Source organism: Polymorphobacter megasporae (assembly GCF_018982885.2).
Classification (GTDB): Bacteria; Pseudomonadota; Alphaproteobacteria; order Sphingomonadales; family Sphingomonadaceae; genus Polymorphobacter_B; species Polymorphobacter_B megasporae.
Window position 1 is genome coordinate 133,754 of sequence record NZ_CP081849.1, and the last position, 21,148, is coordinate 154,901.

The following is a 21,148-nucleotide window of genomic DNA, read 5'->3' on the forward strand; positions in this document are numbered from 1 at the left end:
GCAATAAGGGTTGTCCTACGGATGAACCGAAACATTGACGTTAAGCGATGAGCTGATCGCGACGTTGTTGCCCGTGTTGGCGCTGATGATCGCCAAGCCATTAAAGTTCGACAGCGCGTTATCGCTAATCGAGATAACGCCGGTAATCGAGTTGCCGTTGACCTGGTTGTCGGTCAGTGTCGTAGCATTGGTCGCGCGGATTGCCTGCGCGATATCGGTCTTGCCTGCGACCTCGCCGAGTTCGGCGTCTGACACAGGCGGTCCCAATTGCGCCATCGCGGGCGCGCTCAGACCAAGGCCCGCCAACAGAATCAGTCTCAACGTGACCATCTTAACGATCCTCGCGGTAGCGACGGGCGGAGTGGACCACGGCCCACTCCGCCCGCCGAGGCGTTGCGCTTAGCGAATGGTCAGCGTGCCGATCGACGGCGATACGTTGACCGCCGCGCTCTGCGAGGCGTTGGCGCCAGTGTTCACGTTCAGGCCCTGGATGCCGGCGAAACCGGAGAAGGACGATCCCGAGAAATTGACACTGTTGTTGACGTAGGCCCCACTGCCGCCTGCGGCCGTGCTGCTGCCAGGCGTACCCGTGCTGCTGAAGCCGGTCGTCCCCGGTGTGGCTGTGCCACCTTCACCGCCGCCGAGCCCGTACGTGACGGTGTTTCCCGTCACATAGCTCGCCAAGGTCGAAGAAGCGACCACCGAGCCGCCGCCGAACTGGTTCGACGTTGCCGCTGAACCGGCGGCGTTGGTCGTCGCCTGGCCGCCCGTCATCGACGAGTCGACATAACTCGCCGAACCGCCATTGGCGGTCGACCCACGGCCACTGTTCGAAAGACTGGTTGTGGTCGAATGGTCTGAGTTGTCAGTGGTATTGTAACCGCTGGCTCGGTTCGAGTTGTCAGTCGTGGTATTGAACCCCGTCTGGCGATTAGAGTTGTCAGTATTGTAACCACTGGCACGGTTTGAAGCATCAGTCGTGGTATTGAAGCCGCTCTGATGGTTCGAATTGTCGGTCGCCGTGTTGTAACCGCTCGCACGGTTCGAAGCGTCCGTGCTCGTCTTCGTCGTGCTGACCGAGCGGTTACTGTTATCGGTGTTATAGCCGCTGGCGTTGTTCGAGTTGTCAGTGTTATAACCGCTGGCCCGGTTCGAGTTGTCGGTCGCAGTGTTGTAGCCGCTCGCCCTGTTTGACGCATCGGTGTTGTTCGTCGTCCGATTAGTCGTCGTGTTCACCGAACGATTCGAATTGTCGGTGTTATAGCCGCTGGCATTGTTGTTATAGCCGCTGGCGCGGTTCGAAGCATCGGTCGTTGTGTTGAACCCGTTCTTCGAGCTATTCGACGCGTCGGTGTTGGTCGACGTCGTGTTGTAGCCGCTGGCACGGTTAGATGCATCCGTGTCGGTCGTTGTGTTGTAGCCGCTTGCACGGTTCGACTGATCGGTAGCAGTCGTCGTGTTCGCGGTATTATAGCCGCTGGCGCTGTTCGCGTTGTCGTTATAGCCGCTCGCGCTATTCGAGTTGTCGGTCGCTGTCCGGTTGGTGACAGGGTTGTACGACCCATTGGTCGAGTCATTGACCGGCTTGCTCGTGTTGTACGAGCCCGAAGTGTTGCTCGGCACCGTCTGCGCCGATGCCGCCGTAGCCAACAACGCCGCCATGGTTGTGAGAACGAATCTTGTCATGAGGACCTCCTGATTGCGTCTGCGGGCTATAAAAGTCCAACACGAAGAAATCAAGGTTTTTGTTAACGAATATTACCAATGAATTCAACGACAAGTAAAATGAGACTCGTAAACTGAGTGCGACTGGAGGCGTTTCCACCTAATTTATGGTTCATCGCCGTTGCGAGTCGACCTCTACCTATCGGTCGTGTCGACTATATCAAGAGATGGTAGGCCGTTATTGTTTGGCCGGTAGGTTGCTATTTATTTTGATCTGGTACGTCATTTGACTTGCTCAGAAACAGTTTGAGTATGGGTTGAAGCGGTGGCGCGGTCGTGATTCAAGCTTGGGATGTGGACCCGAGCGAGCCGTGGCCGGATGGCTGGATTTGAGCAGCGAGCGAAGCGCTGCCCGACCGACCTGACGGACGAGGAGTGGCGGTTTATCGAGCCGTTTCTGCCGCCCGCGCCAAAGCGAAGGCGCAAGCCGACGACGGATATTCGCGCGGTGCTCGACGCCTTGCGCTATCTTGCTCGGACGTGTGGTGCGATGGCTCCAATCTCGGGCTCGCGCGCATGGCTGAGGCGAGCCAGGGCGTCACACCCGACCAGCTCACCTGGACGCAATCGGCCTATATCCGCCCCGAGACCTACAAGTCAGCGCTCGCCCGGATCATCGACGCCCATCACGTACTGCCGATTGCGGCGGTGTGGGGCCAGGGCACCACCTCGTCGTCCGACGGCCAGTTCGTCCGCTCGGGCAAACGCGGCCAGGGAGCGGGCGAGGTCAACGCGCGCTACGGCGTCGATCCGGGCTTCTCGTTCTACACGCACGTCTCCGACCAGCACGGTCCCTACCACGTGAAGGTGATCTCGGCGGCGACGCACGAAGCGCGTTACGTCCTCGACGGTCTACTCCATCACGGGACGGGCCTCGCGATCGACACGCATTACACCGACACCGGCGGCGCGACCGATCACCTGTTCGCGCTCTGCCGGATGCTCGGCTATCGGTTCTGCCCCCGCCTGCGCGACTTTCCCGATCGGCGTCTCGCGAGCTTCGAACCGGTGTCTCACTACCCGTCGCTCAAATCGATCATGGGGAAGCGGGTAAAGGTCGACGTGATCCGCGACCATTGGGACGAGGTCGTCCGGCTCGTCGCGTCGCTGAAGGCCGGCACCGTCTTGCCCTCGGCCATGCTGCGCAAGCTCGCCGCCTACGAACGGCAGAATCAGCTCGACCTCGCGCTCCAGGAAATCGGCCGCATCGAGCGGACCCTGTTCATGCTCGACTGGCTCGAAAGTCCGGCCCTCCGCCAACGGTGTCAGGCAGGGCTGAACAAGAGCGAGCAACGTCACGCCTTCACCGGCGCGATCTGCACGTTCAAGCAGGGCCGCATTGCAGATCGGACCCACGAAGCGCAGCAGTTCCGCGCGTCGGGACTGAACCTCGTTATCGCCGCGATCGTCTACTGGAACTCGACATATATCGCCGATGCGGTCGCCCACCTCCGCGCAATCGTCGAACCGGTGCCCGATGACTTGCTGGCCCATTTCTCCCCCGTAGGATGGAGTCACATCGCGTTCTCGGGCGATTTCCTGTGGGATCGCGCTGCTCGGTCCGGTGGCGGACGTCGACCGCTCAACATGTCTCGCCAACAACTTGCGGCGTGACCTTGGCTGCGTTTGTGGAATGTTCTCGGCTAGCGTTGTTTACGGGGCATTCAATGCGATGGCCTCAGGCTGCTCGACAGGGGGCCACCGTGTTCAAAATGCGTGAAGTCAGTCGCCATAAGTCGATGGAGGTTCTGTCGGACTATGTCCGCAACCAAGAGCTGTTTCGCGATCATGCAGGGTCGGGGTTTTTATAGCCTGCAGAGATCCTTGGCTGCCCGATCGGGGCGGCGCCGAGAGAATCGTTGGCCACCGGACGGCGAGAATTGGGCGGAAGCGGCCAAGCGACGGCGCCGAGCCCCCTGCCAGCGCATGTGTGCGCATGTTGGCAAGTGTCTGTAGTTTCGGTTCGCCCCTGATGGCATTCGCAGGGTAGCCGAGGTCGATATACGCCCTCCGATGTCATACGCGTTGCGCAATGGCTGCGATGCTCATAGCCTCTTACTGGCTTGGAGAAGATCGCCAGCAGAGGCGCACTCGGGCCGGGCAACAGGGGACGATCGCACATGGCGTCAGTGCACGAAACGTCGGGAGTCACACCTTCTGGCTTCCAGTCGTATCCGCGAGAAGCCTCGCCGATACGCATGGCGCGGCTTATTGAAGGGGAGATCATTCCACGCCTCCTGCTTGCGCACCGAAACGACGCAGCGACGCCACTGCGGCCATTGACCGTGCCCGCCACGATCAGTCGCGCCGATGCCGAAACGATTGCCGGCATGACCCTGAAGGTGGAAGTCTTCGAACTGGTTGCTTATGCCGAGCGCTTTCTCGAACGTGGCGTTTCGATCGACTCAATCTACCTCGATCTGCTCGCGCCAGCGGCGCGCACGCTTGGGTCGTGGTGGGACAACGATATGTGCGACTTCGTCGACGTGACGATGGGACTATGGCGCTTGCAGCAGGTCGTCCACGAGATGGGGGTGCGCGCATCGTGTACGAGTGTGCGCACCCGCGCCGACCGAAGCGTGCTGTTCACCGTGCCGCCGGGCGACCAGCACAGTTTCGGCTTGGTGATGATCGAGGAGTTCTTCCGGCGTGCTGGATGGCGTACATGGAGTGCGCCCGACGCGGGACTGGCCGCTCTAAAGGCGATCGTCGGTCGGCAGTGGTTCGAACTTATCGGCCTAACGGTCAGCAACGTGGAACATGTCGCGAATATGCCGGATTTGATCCGCGCGCTGCGTGGAGCGTCGCAGAATCCCGCTGTCGGAGTGATGGTCGGCGGGCAAATCTTCAGCGAGAATCCCGCGCTAGCGGACGAAACGGGTGCGGACGCCACGGCGGCGGACGGCGCGTCCGCGCTGGTCGCGGCGGAGCGCCTCGTTGAACAGCTCAGTCGTCGTATCTAGTCGACCCGCCGAAACCTTGGGTACCCTCGACAGCGACGTCGTTGGGTGGCTGACGGCGACCGCAGGCGAACGCGCGCTAGTGGTCTAATGCCGACGGAATCATCCGCGACTGTGCGGATAACGATGCGGCGCTGCCTCCGGGAAAGGTCGCAACGCGGCATCGCCTAGCGCGGAAGCGATGAACGTAGTTTCAGTCCTAGTCTAACTTATTGATATAATTTAGCATAATCTAGATTATCGGACTTTGGCATGACACAACCATGCCGGAACGATCCGGCCTGCCTTAGGTCCACCACTACATATTGTACCCGCTGGCCTGCTTGAGCCAACGATCCTCAATTGAGGCCGCACAGACGAAGGAAAGCCTTCTCGAACTCGACCCTCCCACCTGCGGTGGTAGGTAGCCGGTAGGTATGCAGGCGAACCTCGCATTCCCCGATCGCTTTCACCAGCGCAGGCTGAGGCAGCGCCGGGAGGAGTAGGACGAGATCGTGGTCGCCGAGCTTCGGTAGCAGTTTGGGATACAGCTGAAGCTGCCCCATACCGCCGTAGACGTCGGCTGCCGAGTTTCCAGTCTTTATTTCGACCAGAAGTGCACCGCCGGGCGCGGCGACGACCGCGTCGACCTCGTAGCCGGCCGCGTGCCTCGGTTTGTCGATCGCGATACCGGTCGGGCGGAGAAGCGAAGTGAGCGCCTGCCAGACTTCCCCTTGTAGCCGTCTTACCTCTAGTGGCTCTAGCGCCTCCCGAGCTCCGACGGTGTAGCTCCCCGCATCCTCGTCACGACCGAGCCCACCTATGGGTGCCGTGTCCGGCAGATCACCATCGGCCTCAGCGTAGCGAAGGCGCGCCAGCGAGCAGCGGTCGACGAAGCGGCCGGTGGCATCCAGGATCTCGTCCGGGCCGACGTCGAGCCGGGTCACGATGTGCCACTCCCGCTTCTTTCCGCTGGTATCGCCCTTGAGCACGGTAGTAGGTTTGAGGCCGGTCAAACGACTGAACTCCTCCTCGAGGATGGGACTGTTCCCGGCGACTGGCGAGTTCAGCCGCCCCTGCCTTATCAGAAAGACGACCCCGCCTTCGTCGACCGCGATGCCAGACGTCACGTTCGCGTCGCCCGGCGTATCCGCCTCGTTGATCTGGACGGCCCAGTAGCTACCGGTTGAGTCCGTCCCGAGCGAAGTTCGCGAGCCCAAGCGCTCGCTCCGACTGTCAGGCTGGTTGCGGAAGACAATGCGCTGCTCCGGCAAACGCCAGAGGGCGCCGTCCCTCACGCCCTTCTCAAGTAGCGCGGCCCGCCATACCTCGAAGGCGCGACCGACGACCCGAGGATCCGAACTCATGGTCAGCATCACGTCTCCTCTATCGTTGACACGGTGACCGCGAAGCTGTGCGAAAGACCAGGAGAAAGTGTCAAGGATTAGATCGGAAACGCGGTTTACATCGGCTATACGGAGTCGGCAATCTTGGAATGGCCAACGGCGGTTGCTGACACGCGCAGCACATCACCGGTGGTCACGAACACAACTAGACCTTCCGGGATGCCGGTGACCTCCAGATACTGACGGACCTGCGATCGGTAATGATCCGAAGCCGCTGCATTTGGAACGACGTCGCTTTTCCAGTCGATTATCAGTTCGGGCTTTCCATTCTCCCCGATGCACAATGCGTCGACGATGCCAAAGGTGGCGAGTTTGAAGCCGTTATCGTCGGTGAGGCCGTACACCGGAAATTCGGCCATAATTCTGGGACTAAGCGCCGCGATCTCCGGCAGCTGCAGGGTCTTGGCGACCGTCCCCGCCATCTCCTCCGGAGAAAGGCCCGACATCGCGTCCGCTCCCGGCTCGCGGCCGATCGACTGCACCAGCTCCGCCGCCCGGGCGGTGAGCGCGGTTGAATCGCCAGCTGTCTCCCCGGTCAGCACCTCTTCGAACAGCTTATGGATGACCAACCCGCGCTCGCGGCCGCCTTGCACCGCAATCGTCACGTCGGGTTCTAGCGCCTCCTCGGCTGCCACGATGATCTGCGGCTCGGTGGGCACCTTGAGCGGCCCCTGCGAATCCTCGTCGCGGCTCGGCGCGACCCAACGCAGCCGCGTCGTCGCCGCGACCACGCGAGCCGCTTCGGCCGCAAACGTCTCGCGCGTCTGGCTGTTCTCCGGATCGCCGTCGATCGTCTCGAAACCTTCCGGATGGTGATCGATCGCAATCACCGGCAATCCATCTAGATCGAAGTCCATCAGCGCGTTCCAGCTGCTTCCTGCTGGCGCCACGTCGAGCTTGGGCAGGACGAGAAGTTCGCGCGCGCGGGTCGCGGCGACGTACCAGAGACGCACACGTTCGCGCTCGCGCTCGGCGACTTCCGCCGCCTTGGCATCGTCATATCCGGTTGGCGGCACGCCGAAGATGGGCAGGAAGATCGTCTTCGTATCGCCCGCAATGATCGGGTCACGAACGTCGATGCCTGACGTCATCGTGTTGATCGGCACGACAATTGGCCACTCCAGACCCTTGGAGGCGTGCATCGTCACCAGCGACACTGCCTCCTCCTGTGCATCCGGCCGACCTTCCGCCGAGCGTGTTTTTCCCTCCCAGGCCGCCGTCATCGCATCGGCGAAAGCCCTGAGACCTCGCACGCCGTATGGGTGTGCAAGGCTTAGAAAGAGGTCGACATTGGCAAGCGGGCGCTCGGCCTGGCCACCGTGGCGCTGGAGTAAAATGGGCCGCACCCGCAGAAGGTCGACCGCCTCGGCGAGCAGTTGGTGTGGCGTTGTGCCGTTGATCCCGCGCCGGAGCGCCTGCAACTTTTCCAAGATGTCGCGGGCATGAGGATCGGCGATCGCTTCGGCATTGAGGTGTATGCTGAGCCGCGGCCGGGCGTCGGACCGCTCAGGATCACGCGGCTGGCTCCAGACGAGATCGAGCAGCTGTTCCTCGGTCAAGCCGACCAGCGGACCGCGCAGAAGAGCAACCAGCGCCAGGCTGTCACGACTATCAGCGAGCACTCGAGTGATCGCGATTAGGTCCTGAACCTCCTGGCGGCGGTAAAAGCCCTTGCCGGCCTGGGTTGCTACGGGAACGCCGCGCTTTTCAAGCGCTTCTTCGTAGCGCCACAGTTCGGTGCCGCCCGGCGCCAGCAACGCGATGTCGCCTGGTCGGCATGGCCGCTTGGAGTTGGTCTTGCGATCGACGATGATCTGGCTGCCGATCAGCCGGCTGCACATCTCCGCCACCGCTTCGGCCTCGCAGTCGCGCTGCATGCCCGCCTTAGCCTTGCCGTTCTCGTCGGCGCAGGCGACCGGAAGAGTTGCGACGCACAGGCCCTCACCGTGATCTGGATGGAAGCTGTCCAGAGCGGTGAAGCCGGGCTGGCCTTTTTCTTCTGCTAGGTGTGGCGCGAAGCGATCGTTCACATAAGCCAGGATCGCCGCACAGGATCGAAAATTGGTTGAGATCGAAAGTAGGTCGTCGGGGTTGAGCGCTCGGATCGCTTCGCGCGCCCGCACATAGGCAGCGACGTCGGCGCCCCGGAATCGATAGATCGCCTGTTTGGGATCCCCAACCAGAAACAGAGCGCCGGGCCGGATCCGGTAGGCGGCCCAGTCGCGCGGATCGGCATCAGGCGCAGGCTCGCCGCACAGACGCCAGAAGATCTCGGTCTGTACCGGGTCGGTGTCCTGGAATTCGTCCACCAACACATGAGCGTAGCGGCGCGATAGCGCGCGCCGGACGGCCTTATGGTCCCGCAGGAGATCGCGCGCGGAAAAGATCAAGTCGTCAAAGTCGAGTAGTGCCGCTGCGCGCTTATAGGCGCGAAAGCGGTCCGCGATCGGTTGGATGACGACGAGCAAGTCGGCCAGCACTCGCCCGGCTGCATTCTGCCGGAAGGTCGTCCAGCCATGACAGCAGGCGAGATGCAGCGCCTCGGCGCGCGCGTTCAGCACCCCGCCTTTGGCCTTGGCTAGGCCTGCGACCCTTGCTGCCGTCTCCCATTTGCCCTTCTTCTTATAGCCGCTGAACGCTCCCTTGGCGGTGCACAGCGACGGATGCGGGAGGGTCACCAGAAGCCGTACAAGCGAGGCTGGCGACTGGTCGGTCTCGGCGGCCGCCACCGCCGCCGCCATGTCGACGAAGGCCAGAGCCCCGGCAATGCTCTCTTCCTCCTGTGCCGCGGCCCCGACCACAAAGGCGCGATATGCCTCGGCGGCGATACGGAACGCCGTCACCAGCGGCGGAATCGCACCGACCGGCGGCGGCAGCAGGACACGGTTGTCGCGCAGCGCGGCAGCTGCGGTTGCGATAAGCTCGGTTGCTTTGGTCGGGTTCTGGAAGACGAGCTCCGCGACGAGACTCTCGTCGCCCGCGTCAAGCGCATCGCGCAGCCAACGGTCGACGATATCACCGAATACCAGTTCGGCTTGGGCCGGGTCCATCAACGCTGCGCCCGGGTCGATATTCGCTTCGACCGGATAGGGCTTGATCAGCCGCTGGCAAAAGCCGTGAATCGTCGAGCATGTGACTTCGTCGATAGCGGCCGCCGCCTGTTCAAGATGCGCCTTCTGCTCGTCCGAAAGGCCTTTCGGCAAGGCGATCCTAAGCTCGCGTGGGACTTGGCCGTCGAGAAGCTCATCGACAAAGTCCCGGACGCGTGCGAGCAGTTCGCTGGCCGCAAGCTCAGTGAAGGTCACCGCCGCGATCGTCTTGGGCGCTGTGCCTCCGGCGAGCAGCAGCGCTAATCGACCTGCCATCACTGCGGTCTTGCCAGACCCGGCACCGGCTTCGACCAGCACTGAACGATCATGCGCCGTCATCGCAGCAAGCCGGGCGGCTTCGTCCCGCAGGAGGCGCGTCGCGTCGGTCATCAGATCGCCTCCCAGACGAGGGCCGCATCGCCAAGAGCCGCGCGGGCGGGTTCGATTTTGCGCGGGCAATAGCCGTTGGGGGCGTTCGCCGGGAGCGCGAAGCTAAGATCGTCATAATCGCCGCCATTGTCCGGGCCGATCAGCGCGCGACCCGCGAGCAGGCTCGCACGCGCCGCGCGGAGATGTTCGGCAAGCTCCTCGAGAACTTCGGCCGGGGCATCGAGATGGCGAGCCTCTGTATCGCGCGGATAAAGCAGGGCCGCGTCGATCTCGACACCCTCCCCGAGCAGCGCCTTGACCGCATAGGCATAGAGGCAGCGTTGCAGTTCCTTGCCGCCTTGTAGGATGACTGGCCTCGGCGGCATCCTGCCGCCTTTATAATCGATGACGCGCGCCTTGGCGGCGTCGCCCGTTAGGTCGAGGCGGTCGATGTACCCAGAGATTTTAAACCCGGTGTCGGCGATTTCAACAATCATGGCCGGGTCCCAGGGGATCGCGCCGTCGGACTTGGCCGCCTGTCCTCCGAAGGGCACCTCGGTATAGCTTTTCTGATCGGACAACGACGGCTCGGGATGTTGCAGCGCGTTCAACGCGGTCTGCTTGGCCTCCTCGATCGTGCGGCGCCACACGACAAGCGGAGGCACTGCCTGCTCGCCCTGCCACCGGCTTGTCACCGCCGTTGCAGCGGCCTCGATCGCCGCGATAACCTGATCCGGTCGCGCGACGGCCAGACCCCCCTCCGTTTCGAGCAACCGCACGGCGTGATCCAGGGTATCATGAAGCAGGATGCCGCTCTGCCGGGCATCGAGCACCAGCGCCTCCTCCGCGCTTTCCGGAGCCCGGATACCAAGCGCGTACGTCCAGGCGAATCCAAGCGGGTTGCGGAGCAGCTTGGCGAGCGAACTTGCCGACTGAACCCGTTCGAGCGCCGCCAGCACCGCAGGGTGGTCGGCGCGAACCAAGCCGTCATGGGCGGTGACGGTGGGACGTTGCCAGTCCTGCCAGCACGCCGCCGCCGAGGCCGCCTGCAGATAGGCGCCGAAGTCGATCGGGCGTGCCAGCAGACGATCGGTTTCGCTCATCGCGTGCGCCGGTCGCCGATTACGACGAACATAGCGCGCCTCGGGCTGGCCCCGCAGAAGCGGGCTCTTGCCGAGCAGGCGCCCTTCCCCATCGCGACGCGGTCGCGACAGGACGACCTGCGCGCTCGTCGTACGCAGGATCGTCTCGAAGTCGCGACGATCGGCGGCGGTTACCGGCAACGGGTCCAATTCTGCTGTTGGGATGATGTGATCCGACAGCAGCCGGTCTTCCGAGATGCGCCGCGGCCACCCGGTTGAAGTCAGGCCTAGCAGGCGGACGAACTTGCGTGGCGAGGCCGCCAGCGCCGATGCTGGCATCCACGCGACCGACACGCAGGCCTCGCAGGCATCCTCCTGACGCAGGCCATCGATCGTGACGTCGATCGCCGCCGGGCTTCCAGCGAGCAGCGCCTTTTGCCAGATGCGCCACGCTCCGCTCGACAAAAAGGCGCGTCCGATCGCTTCAGCGTGGGCGACGCCACCCGCGAGCGTGTCGATGATCGTCCGCAACTCAGAGGCATGGTCGGTGCCGTCCGGCCACCGGTCGACTGTCAGACCGCCGAGAAGCCTTGCCCAGGCATCGGGGGAGGATAGAGGCGCCTCGGGCGGCATGATTCGCTGCCACTCATCCGGGAGCGCCTTGAAAAGGCCTGTACCAGCGAGAAGCGTTGCGAGACGCCGCAGACGCGTCTGCGAAATGCCGCGCACGAGAATGTCCGCGAGCGCGGCAGCGGTCTGACCGTCGCGCGTCATCACAACGCGGATGCTGTGGACGAAATGAAGATCGATGTTGGCGTCGGCCCGGAGCGCCATGAATTCGTCGTCATACGCGGCGGGCGCCGCCGCCGCGATCGCGATTTCGGACGGTTTAGCCGCTCCGCTCGCAATTAGCTCGCGCGCCCAACGCAGCGCCTCGATCGCCTCGTGATAGCCGTTAGCGGCGCTGGCCGCCTCGATCAAAGGCGTAGTCGGGCCAGAGCGAACGATCTCGACCGCCGAGCCGTCGAGCCAGGCGGGTACCGATCGCGGGCCGGCATTCCATCGTACCGGCAGGGTGTCGGCCAGGGCGGACAGCAGCTCGCGCCAGCACGGCGACAGCTCACTGATACCCTGGATGTGGATTTCGCCGAATAGGGCGGGCGCGTGCTGGAGCCGCTTCATCGCGCGATCCGCCAGATCGACCGGCCGGAGCATGGCGCGCGGCAGAACCGCCAGCACGGCCTCCTCGAGAGTCGCCATGGCGGCGATCCTGGGATGTTCGCCCGCGCGCGCCGATAGATCGATGCCGGTGCGCCAGACCTTGTAGAGGGTGTCGGCGCCCGCGCCGACCATGCCTGGAAGGAGCTTGATCGCGTCGAGTTCGCCAAGATTCGTGTCGGGAAGCACGCGCTGGATCGCATCGCGCAGCGCCTCCGCGTCGATCGGCTGGGCAAAGCCGCCGGCTAGTCGTGCTGCCAGTTGCTCGAAAGCCATGACCTGAGTGCCGTGATGCTGGTGGCGAGCGGCGTCGAGGCGGATCTCACGGGATGCGAGACGGCCGTGCACGATATAGGTCTGCCGCTGCATGCAATGCTTTCGACTGTTGCCACCGGTCGAGCGTAGATGGCGGAGGAGTCTGGATCAACGACAGGCTTCCAACCTGCTGACCACCGACGATCCGAGACGCGACCTGATCGCGGTGCAAAGAGCGGGATAGCTGGATCTATCTGGGCTGAGGTCGCCACCGTCGCTCGCGCCTCACATCATCGAGGCTTGGCAATCTCCAACTGTAGCTTTTAATCGAGGCGCACACCGAAGCTCCGCTGGAATTGCCTCATCATTCCGATAGCCCATGCGTGCTGCCGGTCCCAGTCCTCATCAGCGTAGCCGACATTAATCGTCGCGCGGACGGTGGTTTTTCTACGGCCGTCCTTTTTCTCCCATAGGAGCGTCTCTCCAACCTCCTCCTCGATGGTCACTCGGTCGGCGTGCAGCCTAGCGAGTTTCGTCCCTTCGTCGTCGTTCTCATTGTTGAGATTCACTTGGATGCGGTGCCGGGTGACGCTGAGACTGACGTGGGACCTCTGGTCCAGCGGCTCTAAGGGTGACCAGTTTTTGCCTGGGTGACGGACGGGTAGGCCGGCATTCTGCGCTTTTTCCGTAAAGGCAGCGAGGTAGCAGGTGAGATTATCGCTCATGCTATCCGATGTCCTTTACGGACTCGCGCTCGTCAACCTGTTGGTAGTCACAGTCTATCAGACATCTGGGCCGCTCTAGGCTTTGGATCGGCGGCCTTCTTCGCGTGTCGGCGTATCGCCTGGGCGGACCCGCCAAGACACCTTCGGCCGCTTAGGCGTCGACCGCGCGACGGCCGTCGAACCTCGGGCGGGCGACGTTCATCAGTATGGGCGCAACAAGCCCGGGCGGGCGTCGCAGCGTAGAGGCAGTGGCACCCCATCCATCAACCCGAGATGGTCGTCGTAGATGCGCGGAGCACCGCATTCTCCGCTCCACGATTAAGCGAGGCCATTACGTGCCCGCGAGCTTCGGTGGCGGCCCTTTTTTTGAACGTTTACACGACACCGCGCTTAAATACGGTCGAGTGCCGCAGCGAGAACTGTGATCGCCTCCTCCCGTACCGGCACGTTGCGGGCTGCCCAGAGGCGCCGAAGAAGGTTCTCATCGATGAACTCGTCCAGCTTCGCTAAACGGAGGTTTTCGACAAACCCGGAGAGGCTCTCGATCGACGGGAACTCGGTGATTGACGCAAGCAGGCGGGCCAGCTCATCGGCGCAGCACTCGACCGCGACAATGCCGACGTCGTTCGCCTCGCATTCTAAACCGGCGGCCTGCACAACGATTGCTAGCAGGTCGTTCACGGCGGTCCCGGCCCACGTCATGAGGTAGGCGTCGTCGCCGGCCTCGAAGACGCTTCGCGCGTCTAGACCGAGGCTCCGGTATGCGGAACGCGCCTCCGCGAGGAAGGTCCGCACCTGTGGATCGGCGTAGCTGGGCTCCTCGCGGTCCTCGAGGATCGTTCGCATCATCGCCGAGAGCCGGCCATGGACGGCCTCGCCGGTGACCGGATCGAATTTCGGTAGCCGCCCCGAGCGGTGCGGCAGCACCTCCAGCACCTTGCCGCGGTCATCGACCGCCTCGACGCGCCAGCGCCTCCCCGCGAAGCCCACCAGCGATCCTATCCCGAGCACGTTGGCGATCGGCACCGTGCCGAGGGTGCGCCCGCTGGACACCAGTCGCCACTCGTCGTCCGTCTGGAAGACGGCGTAGAAGTCTCGTCCATCGGTCATTCGCTCCCCGGCGGCGCCGAGCATCAGGAGCCCATCAGAGGACTGTTCCAGGAGGTCCACTCCCTGCCGTCCCGCCCCGCGCAGCAGGTCGGCGTAGTCGGCCGGCTTCATCTCGAGGTAGCTGTCGCGCCCACAGATCGCGCGGTGCGCCGCGGCCGGGCGGATACTGCCCGCGGACGCGATCGTCGAGAGCGTCTGGTGCAGCGCCACCGTCGCTAGCGACGGGTCCAGCGTGGCGGGCTCCACGAACCCCTCGAGCAGCAGCCGCACGGAGGCGATCGCGCGGACCGTCCCGAGGCGGAGCTGGTCGAGCGGATCGGAGTCGGCGGCCAGGTGCTTCTCGCGGACGTAAATGCGCAGCACGGCTGGCTCGCCGCGCCTGCCACTCCGGCCGAGCCGCTGTTTCAGGCTCGCGAGCGACTTCGGCGCCCCGATCTGCGCGACCGAGGCGACGCTTCCGAGGTCGATCCCGAGCTCGAGCGTCGTCGTCGCAACGGCGGTGGTGGGCAAGTCGCCGGCCTTGAGCCTCAGCTCTAGCGTCTCGCGCAGCTCCTTGGACAGACTGCCGTGGTGCGGGAAGAACTCTTCGGGCACGTTGTTCTGGACGCAGCGCTGGCGGAGGCGGTCGGCGAGCGCCTCGACGGTCCTTCGAGAACCTCCAAAGACGAGGTTGTTCGAGCCCCGTAGGTGGCCGTAGAGATGGTCGGCGATCCGGCTCAGCGCGTCCTGAGCGCCGTCCTCCGCCAGATCGTCTACGCCGTCTGCGTTCGGCGGCTCCTCGTACCCGCGTATCTGGAGCTGGAGGCCAGGTCCCTTCGCCTCCGACCGTAGCACTACGGCAGCGTCAGGCCGGGCGGGATTGAGCCAGCGTTTCCCCGAAGTCTCGTCGCCGAGCGTCGCCGACAGGCCGACCCGGCGCGGCCGCGCGTCGCACAGCTTGTCCACCCTGCGCAGCAGCGAAGCGAGATGCAGGCCGCGCGGACCCTTCAGGAACGCGTGCAGCTCGTCGATGACGATCGAATCCAGGCCCCGGAAGAGATGTGCCGCCTCAGCCGGACGTCGCAGCAGCAGCGCCTCGATCGACTCCGGCGTAATCAGGGCGACGCCCTCGGGTCTGCCCAGCAGGCGCGTCTTGGCGCCGGCCGGCGCGTCACCGTGCCAACGCGTGAGCGGCATCTCCATCCGCTCGCACAGCAGCTCGAGGCGCCTGTATTGGTCGTTGATCAGGGCTTTGAGTGGACTCACATAGAGTACCCGCAGGCCGCCGGGCCCGGACGCAGCCGCCTGCGTGAGGAGTGGCAGGAATGCCGCCTCGGTCTTTCCCGAGGCGGTCGCCGCCATGATCACCACGTCCGATCCCGACCCGAGGATCGTCCGGATGGCAACGTCTTGGATGTCGCGCAGCCCGGTCCAACCCTGCTCGCGGATCCACCGCTGAACCTGCGGATGCAGCCGATCGAAAGAGGTGGACTCAGATCCGGAGGTCAACAAGCTCGTCGTCCGCTTCTTCGCCGCCTTCGTCCTCCTCGGCCTCGGGGGCTACCCCACCAATCAGCGCGCGCCAGTCGGTGCCCGGGTTTTGCTCGAGCACGGACAGGAACTGGACGAAGGCTTTGATCGTGTTGCGCGGCGTCCGGAAGTAGGCTTCCCCAATCCGCCGATTACAATGCTCCATGAAGGCCGTGAGGGCCTGATCCGGTACAAGATACGCCTCCGGGTCCTCGAGCGCGAAGACTGCGCGGATGTTTGACAGCAGGATCAACAGGTCCTCTGGCGACAGGCTTTGCAGCCTGAGAACCGGCCCGCTCATGTCCACCCGTCCCTCCGTCGCGAAACTGTTTTCGGCGAGGCGCGACTGCAGCGCTTGGTAGCTGTAGAGGCCGCGCCGGCTGTCGAGCAGGAAGTCGGGTGTGCCTCCGAGCACGAAGCCAAGCCCCTCGACGTTGCCCTGAAGCACGTCGTTAAGCATGCGGAGGATCTGCTCGTAGTTCTGATTGCGCGCCTGCGCGCTCTGTAGCTTGTAGAGGTTCACCATCTCGTCGAACACCACGAGCATACCCGCGTAGCCGGCTATACGGACGAAGCCGGAGAGTAGCTTGAAGGTGTCGTAGACGTCGGCGTCGTCGATGATGCTGCGTACCGGTAACGCCTGTCGCGCCTCGGTCTTGGTCGCGTATTCGGCGCGAAGCCAGCGAAGCGCGGACGACTTGAGCGCCTCATCGCCCTCCTCGTGCCCCCGCCAGTAGGCCTTCAGCACGGCAGCGAAGTCGTGACCGCCGAGCATGTCGAGCAATGGGGCGAGTCGGCGGTCAATGGTTCGCTCAACCGGGCTGCCGGTCGCCTCGGCCTCGCGCACGCACTCCGTGACAAACCGCTCGACGACGCTGGGCAGCGCGCCTCCCTCCGGCCGCGTCCGGGTCGCCATGTTGCGCACGGCTTCCGCGTAGAGGCCCCTCGCCTGTCCGCCGGTGGCGTGCACGCGCCGGTCGGGAGCCAGATCGGCGTGGATGGTGACGCACTTCCTCTCGAGCGCGATGAGGCGCACTAGGTTGAGGAAGAAGGTCTTGCCGGCTCCGTACTCGCCGATGAGAAAGCGCATCGAGGACCCGCCGTCGGCGATCCGGTCAATATCGCGCACGAGCGCCTCGACCTCGCGGGAGCGTCCGACCTGGATGTAACGTAGGCCTGCGCGCGGGACGACGCCGGCCGATAGGGCCTGCAGAATCAGGTCGCGGTCCTTGCGGCGAATTGCGCTCAAGCTGACGCTCCCACGGGTTCAAGCTGCTCGATGACGTCGGGCGAAACCCGGACCTCGTCGTCATCGTCGAGAACCGGTTCGCCAAAGTGGTCGAAGCCCCACTCGTTTATCGTCTCAATCGCCCCGTCGGGCATCAGTCGAAGGGCAGCAGCCGCCGCGTCAAAGTCTTCGCGGCGAAGCGGGCCGGCGAGGAGCGCTAGCAGCAGCTGAGAATGAGGCCCGTCGAGGCCCTTGAAGGCACCGGCCTCGGGAACACGCGTGGCAGGTTGAAGCACCTCGGGCTCGTCCTCCACAAAAATCGTGGCGAGGAGCGCCGACACCCGGTTCGTCTCGCCCCGGATGCGCTCAAGCCTGGCGGCGTCGATCGGCACGGAGCTACCGGACCTCTCCGGCGGGATCGGCACTATGTTTTCGGCGCCGCCGCTCGACACCGTCACAGGGCCGACGTCCTCGGCGCCGCGATGGAGCGAGGCGTAGAGCGCCGCGGCGGGAAGCCCGAGCGCCGCGTGAAGCGCCTCGAGGAACTTGACCTCGTCCGGTTGGACCGTCCCGTCCGCGAGCACGGCCTCTACGGCGGACGCCGCCAGGAACGCGCGCTGTCCGGCCGGGACCTCTCCGACGCGCTTGAACGCCGAACGGACCTTCGGCGGGTCCGCGGCGAGGGCGCGTCCGCACGCCATGAGGCGCGCGACCTCGTGCGCCGCGAGGTCGGGATTGGATCGCAGCCGCCGTTCTACGGTGTCCAGCTCTGCATCGACAACCTCGCCGTCGGAGGCTGCCGCGAGAATACTGATCTCGACCATCGTGCGCGCGGCGGCGTAGGCGGGGCGCTCATGGTCGACGGACCCGCCGCCATTCGTCGCGAACAGCGCCACCGGCGCGTCCGCGCGTAGGGCGGAGCCCGGCCCGTACCGGCGGTCGGGCTCGCATCCGTGGTGCAGCGCATCGAGAGCGGTGACGATCTGCCTCACCATGGCGGCGGAGAGTTTGTCGGAACCCGGTTCCGGCTCGAAGTCGAGCGTCCGGGCCAGCTCCGCGGCGGTTAGGACGCCTCGGCCAGTCCCCGACACGATCATGGCCAGCTTCTCACGGCACGATGTAAGGCGAGCACTGGTTTCGCGCAGCTCGGGCGGCAGCAGCAAATCGGCGCGGAGCATGCCCCGCGCCTCGGGCTCCCGCCCGAGCAGGCGGCTGAGCTGGGAGAGGTCATCTATGCAGAGGTCCAGCAGCGCGCGAAGCGGCCCGAGCACGGCCGTCGTCCCCGAGACGTCCGGTAGCTCGCCAACGTTGAGACTCGTGGTGAACTTCCCGCTCGCGGCTCGATACTCATGCTTGATAGTGGCCTTGGGCCGCCTGATCGTGAGACCATCTGGATGGCGCGCCGCGAACCGCACCGACCATAGCGCCCGCAGTTCCTCGAAACATCGCTGGCCCGGCGTCCGGAGGTAGACGTCGGGCAGCGATAGCACCCAGCGCAACGCGTCGTCCGCATTAAAGGCATTCCCATCGCGAAGCCTGCGCCCGAGGCGCACGCGCACGTCGAGCGGAATCTCTAGGTCATAATTCTCAGCGGCGGCGGCCGTGGGCGGACCGTCATCCTGGTCCTCGTAAAGGGCCGACAGCGCCAGCAGCTTGGCCGCGTACGTTCGAAACGAGTGGTTATTGCCGTGGATGGCAAGGAGACGGCGCGTCTCGGCAAAGATCGCCCAGGCCTCGTCCCTAGAGTCGTCGAGCAGCAGGCGCTGCTCTAGGCCGTAGAAGAACACGAAGACGTAGCCGATCGGGATTTCGCGGTCGGTGCGGCCGCCCTCCAGCCACGCGATGTAAGTCGCGCGCGCTCGCGGGTCGAGGCCCTGGTAAGATGGCCAGTAGTCGAGTGTGCTGCCGTAGGGGTCGCCCCGTGGGTCGACGCGCAGCGTTGGGTCGATCCGCGACTGGTCGTGCCGGGGATCGTAGCGCAACGGCGTGCCGTGGTAGACCATGTCCGCGACGACCGACTGACCTCCCGCGGAGATCGTCTCGGGAGTCGGGATCCACCGGGGCGTCGCCCTGCCATGGGTGACCGGCGCGGCGGCCTGCATCGCCGGTGCGGGCGCTTGGGGTGTGTGCCGCCTGTCCTCGTAGTTGATCGCCTGATCCAGGGTGGAGAATGAGTACCCGCCGGAGACGTAGCGGCCGCTGGCATCGACGTGGACGCTCGGGTGACCGGCGACCGCGGTGAGCGGCTGTTGCTCAACTCCCGGCAACGGCATGTTGGGCGCCGCGGCGCGGGCGGCGCCGGGCTGGTCGGCGACGACGTCTTCTTGCCCACCCAGCATCGCGCCAAAGCGTCTCGCAACTCGCGCGAGCCAGCCTCCTGATCCTTCCATGACAGCCCCCTATTTGACGATGCTGTACTATCTGTGAACGAAATTCCATAGTGTTCGGGCTTGGAGGAATTGCATCTTCTCCAGACGGAGCGTCGCGAGGGGGCGTCGCGGGGGATCGACACTTGATGACGTTCTCGGAATTTCCGATCGTACCGGTTGTGGTCGCGATCACGCTGATCGGCTTCGCCTACGCATTCGTGCGCTACTTCCTGCTGCCGGCGAATGCCCTCGATGCTACCCTCGCTGACGTCGCCGGGAAGGTTGAGGCCGCCCGAGCGGCGGGCGGGCGCAACCTAACCCCCTGCTTCGCCGGAGACGAACGGCTCGGAGCGATCTGGCAGGAGTATCGCGAAACCCTCCATGCACAGAAGGCGCTCGATCCTACGACCGGCGAGCTGGTCGAGGTGGCCGTGCGCTCGACGGTGCCCGCGGAGATGTACCTGTCGCCGCACGCTGTCATCGACGGCCGGGTGCATGCCGAGTTCTTCAGGCATCTGCCGGGCATCTTCACCGGCATCGGGATTATCGGCACGTTCTTCGGCCTGCTGAAAGGCCTCTGGGTCTTCCGGATCTCGGAGGACGCCGGGGTCGTCCGCAACAGTCTTACTTTCCTGCTCCACGGCGTCAGCGAAGCGTTCGCGGTATCGGCGTTCGCGATCCTGCTCGCTATGGTGGCGACAGTAATCGAGAAGTACCGCTTGAACGGTCTCTACGAGAAGCTCGCGCGACTGAATCACGGCGTGGACGCGACCTACGAGGCCGGCGCCGGGGAGGAGTACCTGGCGCGCCTCGTATCCTCGTCAGAGGAGTCCGCCAGCCAAACACGGATCCTGAAAGACGCGCTTGTCGCTGACCTCAAGGACATCCTCACCGACTTGGCGGAGCGGCAGATGGCCGCCACCAACGAGCGGTCTGGGGAGCTGGGCAGCTCGATTGCCACCGCCCTCACGACCGCATTGAAGGAGCCGCTCGACCAGATCGCGGGGGCGGTCGGGCGGGTCAGCCAGGACCAGTCGTCCGCGGTCACGCATCTCCTAACCGACGTCCTCGCGAGCTTCAGCGACCGGCTCGAGGGCATGTTCGGTGGGCAGCTCTCCGGCATCGGTGAAATGCAGCAGCGGACTGTGGAGGCGATGCAGACTGCAGTCGACCGCCTTCAGGAACTTACCTCGAGCATGGAGACCGCTGGCACCCGCGCCACCGACGCCATGGCGGCCAAGCTGCTCGAGGCGGTACAGTCGGCCGAGACCCGTCAAGCCTCCATCACGGAGGAACTGCGGACGGCGCTGGGCGAGATGCGCACGGGGCAGAGCGCGGCGCAGGATGTAACCCGAGCCCGGCTGGAGGAGATGCTCAGCGAGTTAGGCCGGAGGCTGGCCGAGGCAGTCGCCGGTGTCGAGCGTCAGGCCGACGAGCGTTCGCGCCGCCAGACCGAGCAGGACGACCGCCGGTCGGCCGACACTGCGCGTCACGTCGGCGGCATGGGGGATAGTGTGGGTGCACTTACGACCAACGTCGACGGCATGCTGGACGCGGTCCGTGAGATGGTCTCCCGGATCGAGGCGACGACCGCGAGCGCCTTCGCGCGGCTTAACGGCGGAGCGGACACGCTCCTGGCTGCCGCCGGTAGGTTCGAAACCTCGGGCCGCGAGGCTGCCGATGGCTTCTCACGTATGGCGGCCGTGACCACGGGGCTGGCCGATGCGGCCGGCAGCGTTGCCGGCGCCGCCCGTAGCCTGGATTCGGTGGTCACGGACTACCGCAGCGCGCGAGACGCGGTCGGCACGATGCTGGATGGCCTACGAAAGACGGTGGAGCTCGCGTCGCGCGAGGCATCGCTGACGGCCGACGTGCTTGCGCGAATTGAGGGCGCTGCACAGAAGCTCGCGTCCGCCCAGCAAGAGGCGGACGGCTTCTTGGACGAGGTAGCCCTGGTCATCGCGACCTCTCACGAGAAGTTCTCCGAGGGCATGCGGGGGACCGTGGTCGAGGCCAACCGCCAGTTCCACCAGGAGTTGTCTCAGGCGACCGGCTTGCTGAAGGAGGCGATACAGGAGCTCGAGTTCGCGCTCCCCGCAGGAACGCGTTAGGCGGCGTGATCTG

The 21,148-nt window shown here is 64.7% G+C and carries 11 protein-coding genes and 2 pseudogenes; 4 read left to right on the plus strand and 9 right to left on the minus strand.

Annotated elements, in window-relative coordinates:
- Window positions 1-15: 15 nt before the first annotated feature.
- Together KTC28_RS19025 and KTC28_RS19030 are read right to left on the minus strand one after the other, a co-directional pair.
- A complete protein-coding gene (locus KTC28_RS19025) occupies window positions 16-255 on the minus strand; it encodes a hypothetical protein (RefSeq protein WP_223132351.1) in 240 nt (79 codons plus the stop codon).
- 144 nt (window positions 256-399) lie between these two features.
- Window positions 400-1,686: a beta strand repeat-containing protein gene (locus KTC28_RS19030; protein ID WP_216711052.1), complete on the minus strand. Its 1,287-nt coding sequence runs from the start codon at window positions 1,684-1,686 to the stop codon at window positions 400-402.
- Between the two features lie 358 nt (window positions 1,687-2,044).
- Here KTC28_RS19030 and KTC28_RS23340 point away from each other — a divergent pair.
- From KTC28_RS23340 to KTC28_RS19040, 3 genes and pseudogenes are all read left to right on the plus strand, one after another.
- Window positions 2,045-2,149 (plus strand): annotated as a pseudogene (locus KTC28_RS23340) (IS5/IS1182 family transposase); the annotation flags it as partial.
- Between the two features lie 56 nt (window positions 2,150-2,205).
- A pseudogene (locus KTC28_RS19035) lies at window positions 2,206-3,339 on the plus strand (Tn3 family transposase); the annotation flags it as partial.
- 584 nt (window positions 3,340-3,923) lie between these two features.
- On the plus strand, window positions 3,924-4,688 hold the full coding sequence (locus KTC28_RS19040) for a cobalamin B12-binding domain-containing protein (RefSeq protein WP_216711051.1): 765 nt from the start codon (window positions 3,924-3,926) through the stop codon (window positions 4,686-4,688).
- A gap of 335 nt (window positions 4,689-5,023) precedes the next feature.
- On the opposite strand, the gene KTC28_RS19045 is transcribed toward KTC28_RS19040, so the two are convergent.
- The 7 genes from KTC28_RS19045 to KTC28_RS19075 all read right to left on the minus strand — a co-directional run bounded on the left by KTC28_RS19045 (window position 5,024) and on the right by KTC28_RS19075 (window position 19,045).
- Window positions 5,024-6,040 carry a hypothetical protein gene (locus tag KTC28_RS19045; RefSeq protein ID WP_216711050.1) on the minus strand — a complete coding sequence of 339 codons (1,017 nt, stop codon included), beginning with the start codon at window positions 6,038-6,040 and terminating at the stop codon, window positions 5,024-5,026.
- Between the two features lie 95 nt (window positions 6,041-6,135).
- Complete coding sequence (locus KTC28_RS19050; RefSeq protein ID WP_216711049.1) at window positions 6,136-9,549, minus strand: UvrD-helicase domain-containing protein; 3,414 nt, start codon at window positions 9,547-9,549, stop codon at window positions 6,136-6,138.
- The gene (locus KTC28_RS19055) at window positions 9,549-12,197 is read right to left on the minus strand and encodes a PD-(D/E)XK nuclease family protein (protein WP_216711048.1); all 2,649 of its coding nucleotides are present in this window, start codon (window positions 12,195-12,197) and stop codon (window positions 9,549-9,551) included. The genes KTC28_RS19050 and KTC28_RS19055 overlap by 1 nt, the downstream gene beginning before the upstream one ends.
- A 209-nt stretch (window positions 12,198-12,406) precedes the next feature.
- Complete coding sequence (locus KTC28_RS19060) at window positions 12,407-12,808, minus strand: DUF4268 domain-containing protein (protein ID WP_216711047.1); 402 nt, start codon at window positions 12,806-12,808, stop codon at window positions 12,407-12,409.
- Window positions 12,809-13,198: 390 nt separating this feature from the next.
- Window positions 13,199-15,406, minus strand: coding sequence for a DEAD/DEAH box helicase (locus KTC28_RS19065; protein WP_216711046.1), 2,208 nt, complete (start codon window positions 15,404-15,406; stop codon window positions 13,199-13,201).
- A complete protein-coding gene (locus tag KTC28_RS19070; RefSeq protein ID WP_216711045.1) occupies window positions 15,390-16,676 on the minus strand; it encodes an ATP-binding protein in 1,287 nt (428 codons plus the stop codon). Before KTC28_RS19070 ends, KTC28_RS19065 begins: the two co-directional genes overlap by 17 nt.
- Complete coding sequence (locus tag KTC28_RS19075) at window positions 16,673-19,045, minus strand: tellurite resistance TerB family protein (protein WP_216711044.1); 2,373 nt, start codon at window positions 19,043-19,045, stop codon at window positions 16,673-16,675. Before KTC28_RS19075 ends, KTC28_RS19070 begins: the two co-directional genes overlap by 4 nt.
- Window positions 19,046-19,170: 125 nt before the next feature.
- Between KTC28_RS19075 and zorA the strand changes: the two genes are divergently transcribed.
- Window positions 19,171-21,135 (plus strand): anti-phage ZorAB system protein ZorA, encoded by a 1,965-nt coding sequence (zorA, locus tag KTC28_RS19080; RefSeq protein WP_216711043.1) that lies wholly within the window; start codon window positions 19,171-19,173, stop codon window positions 21,133-21,135.
- The last annotated feature ends 13 nt before the right edge of the window (window positions 21,136-21,148 follow it).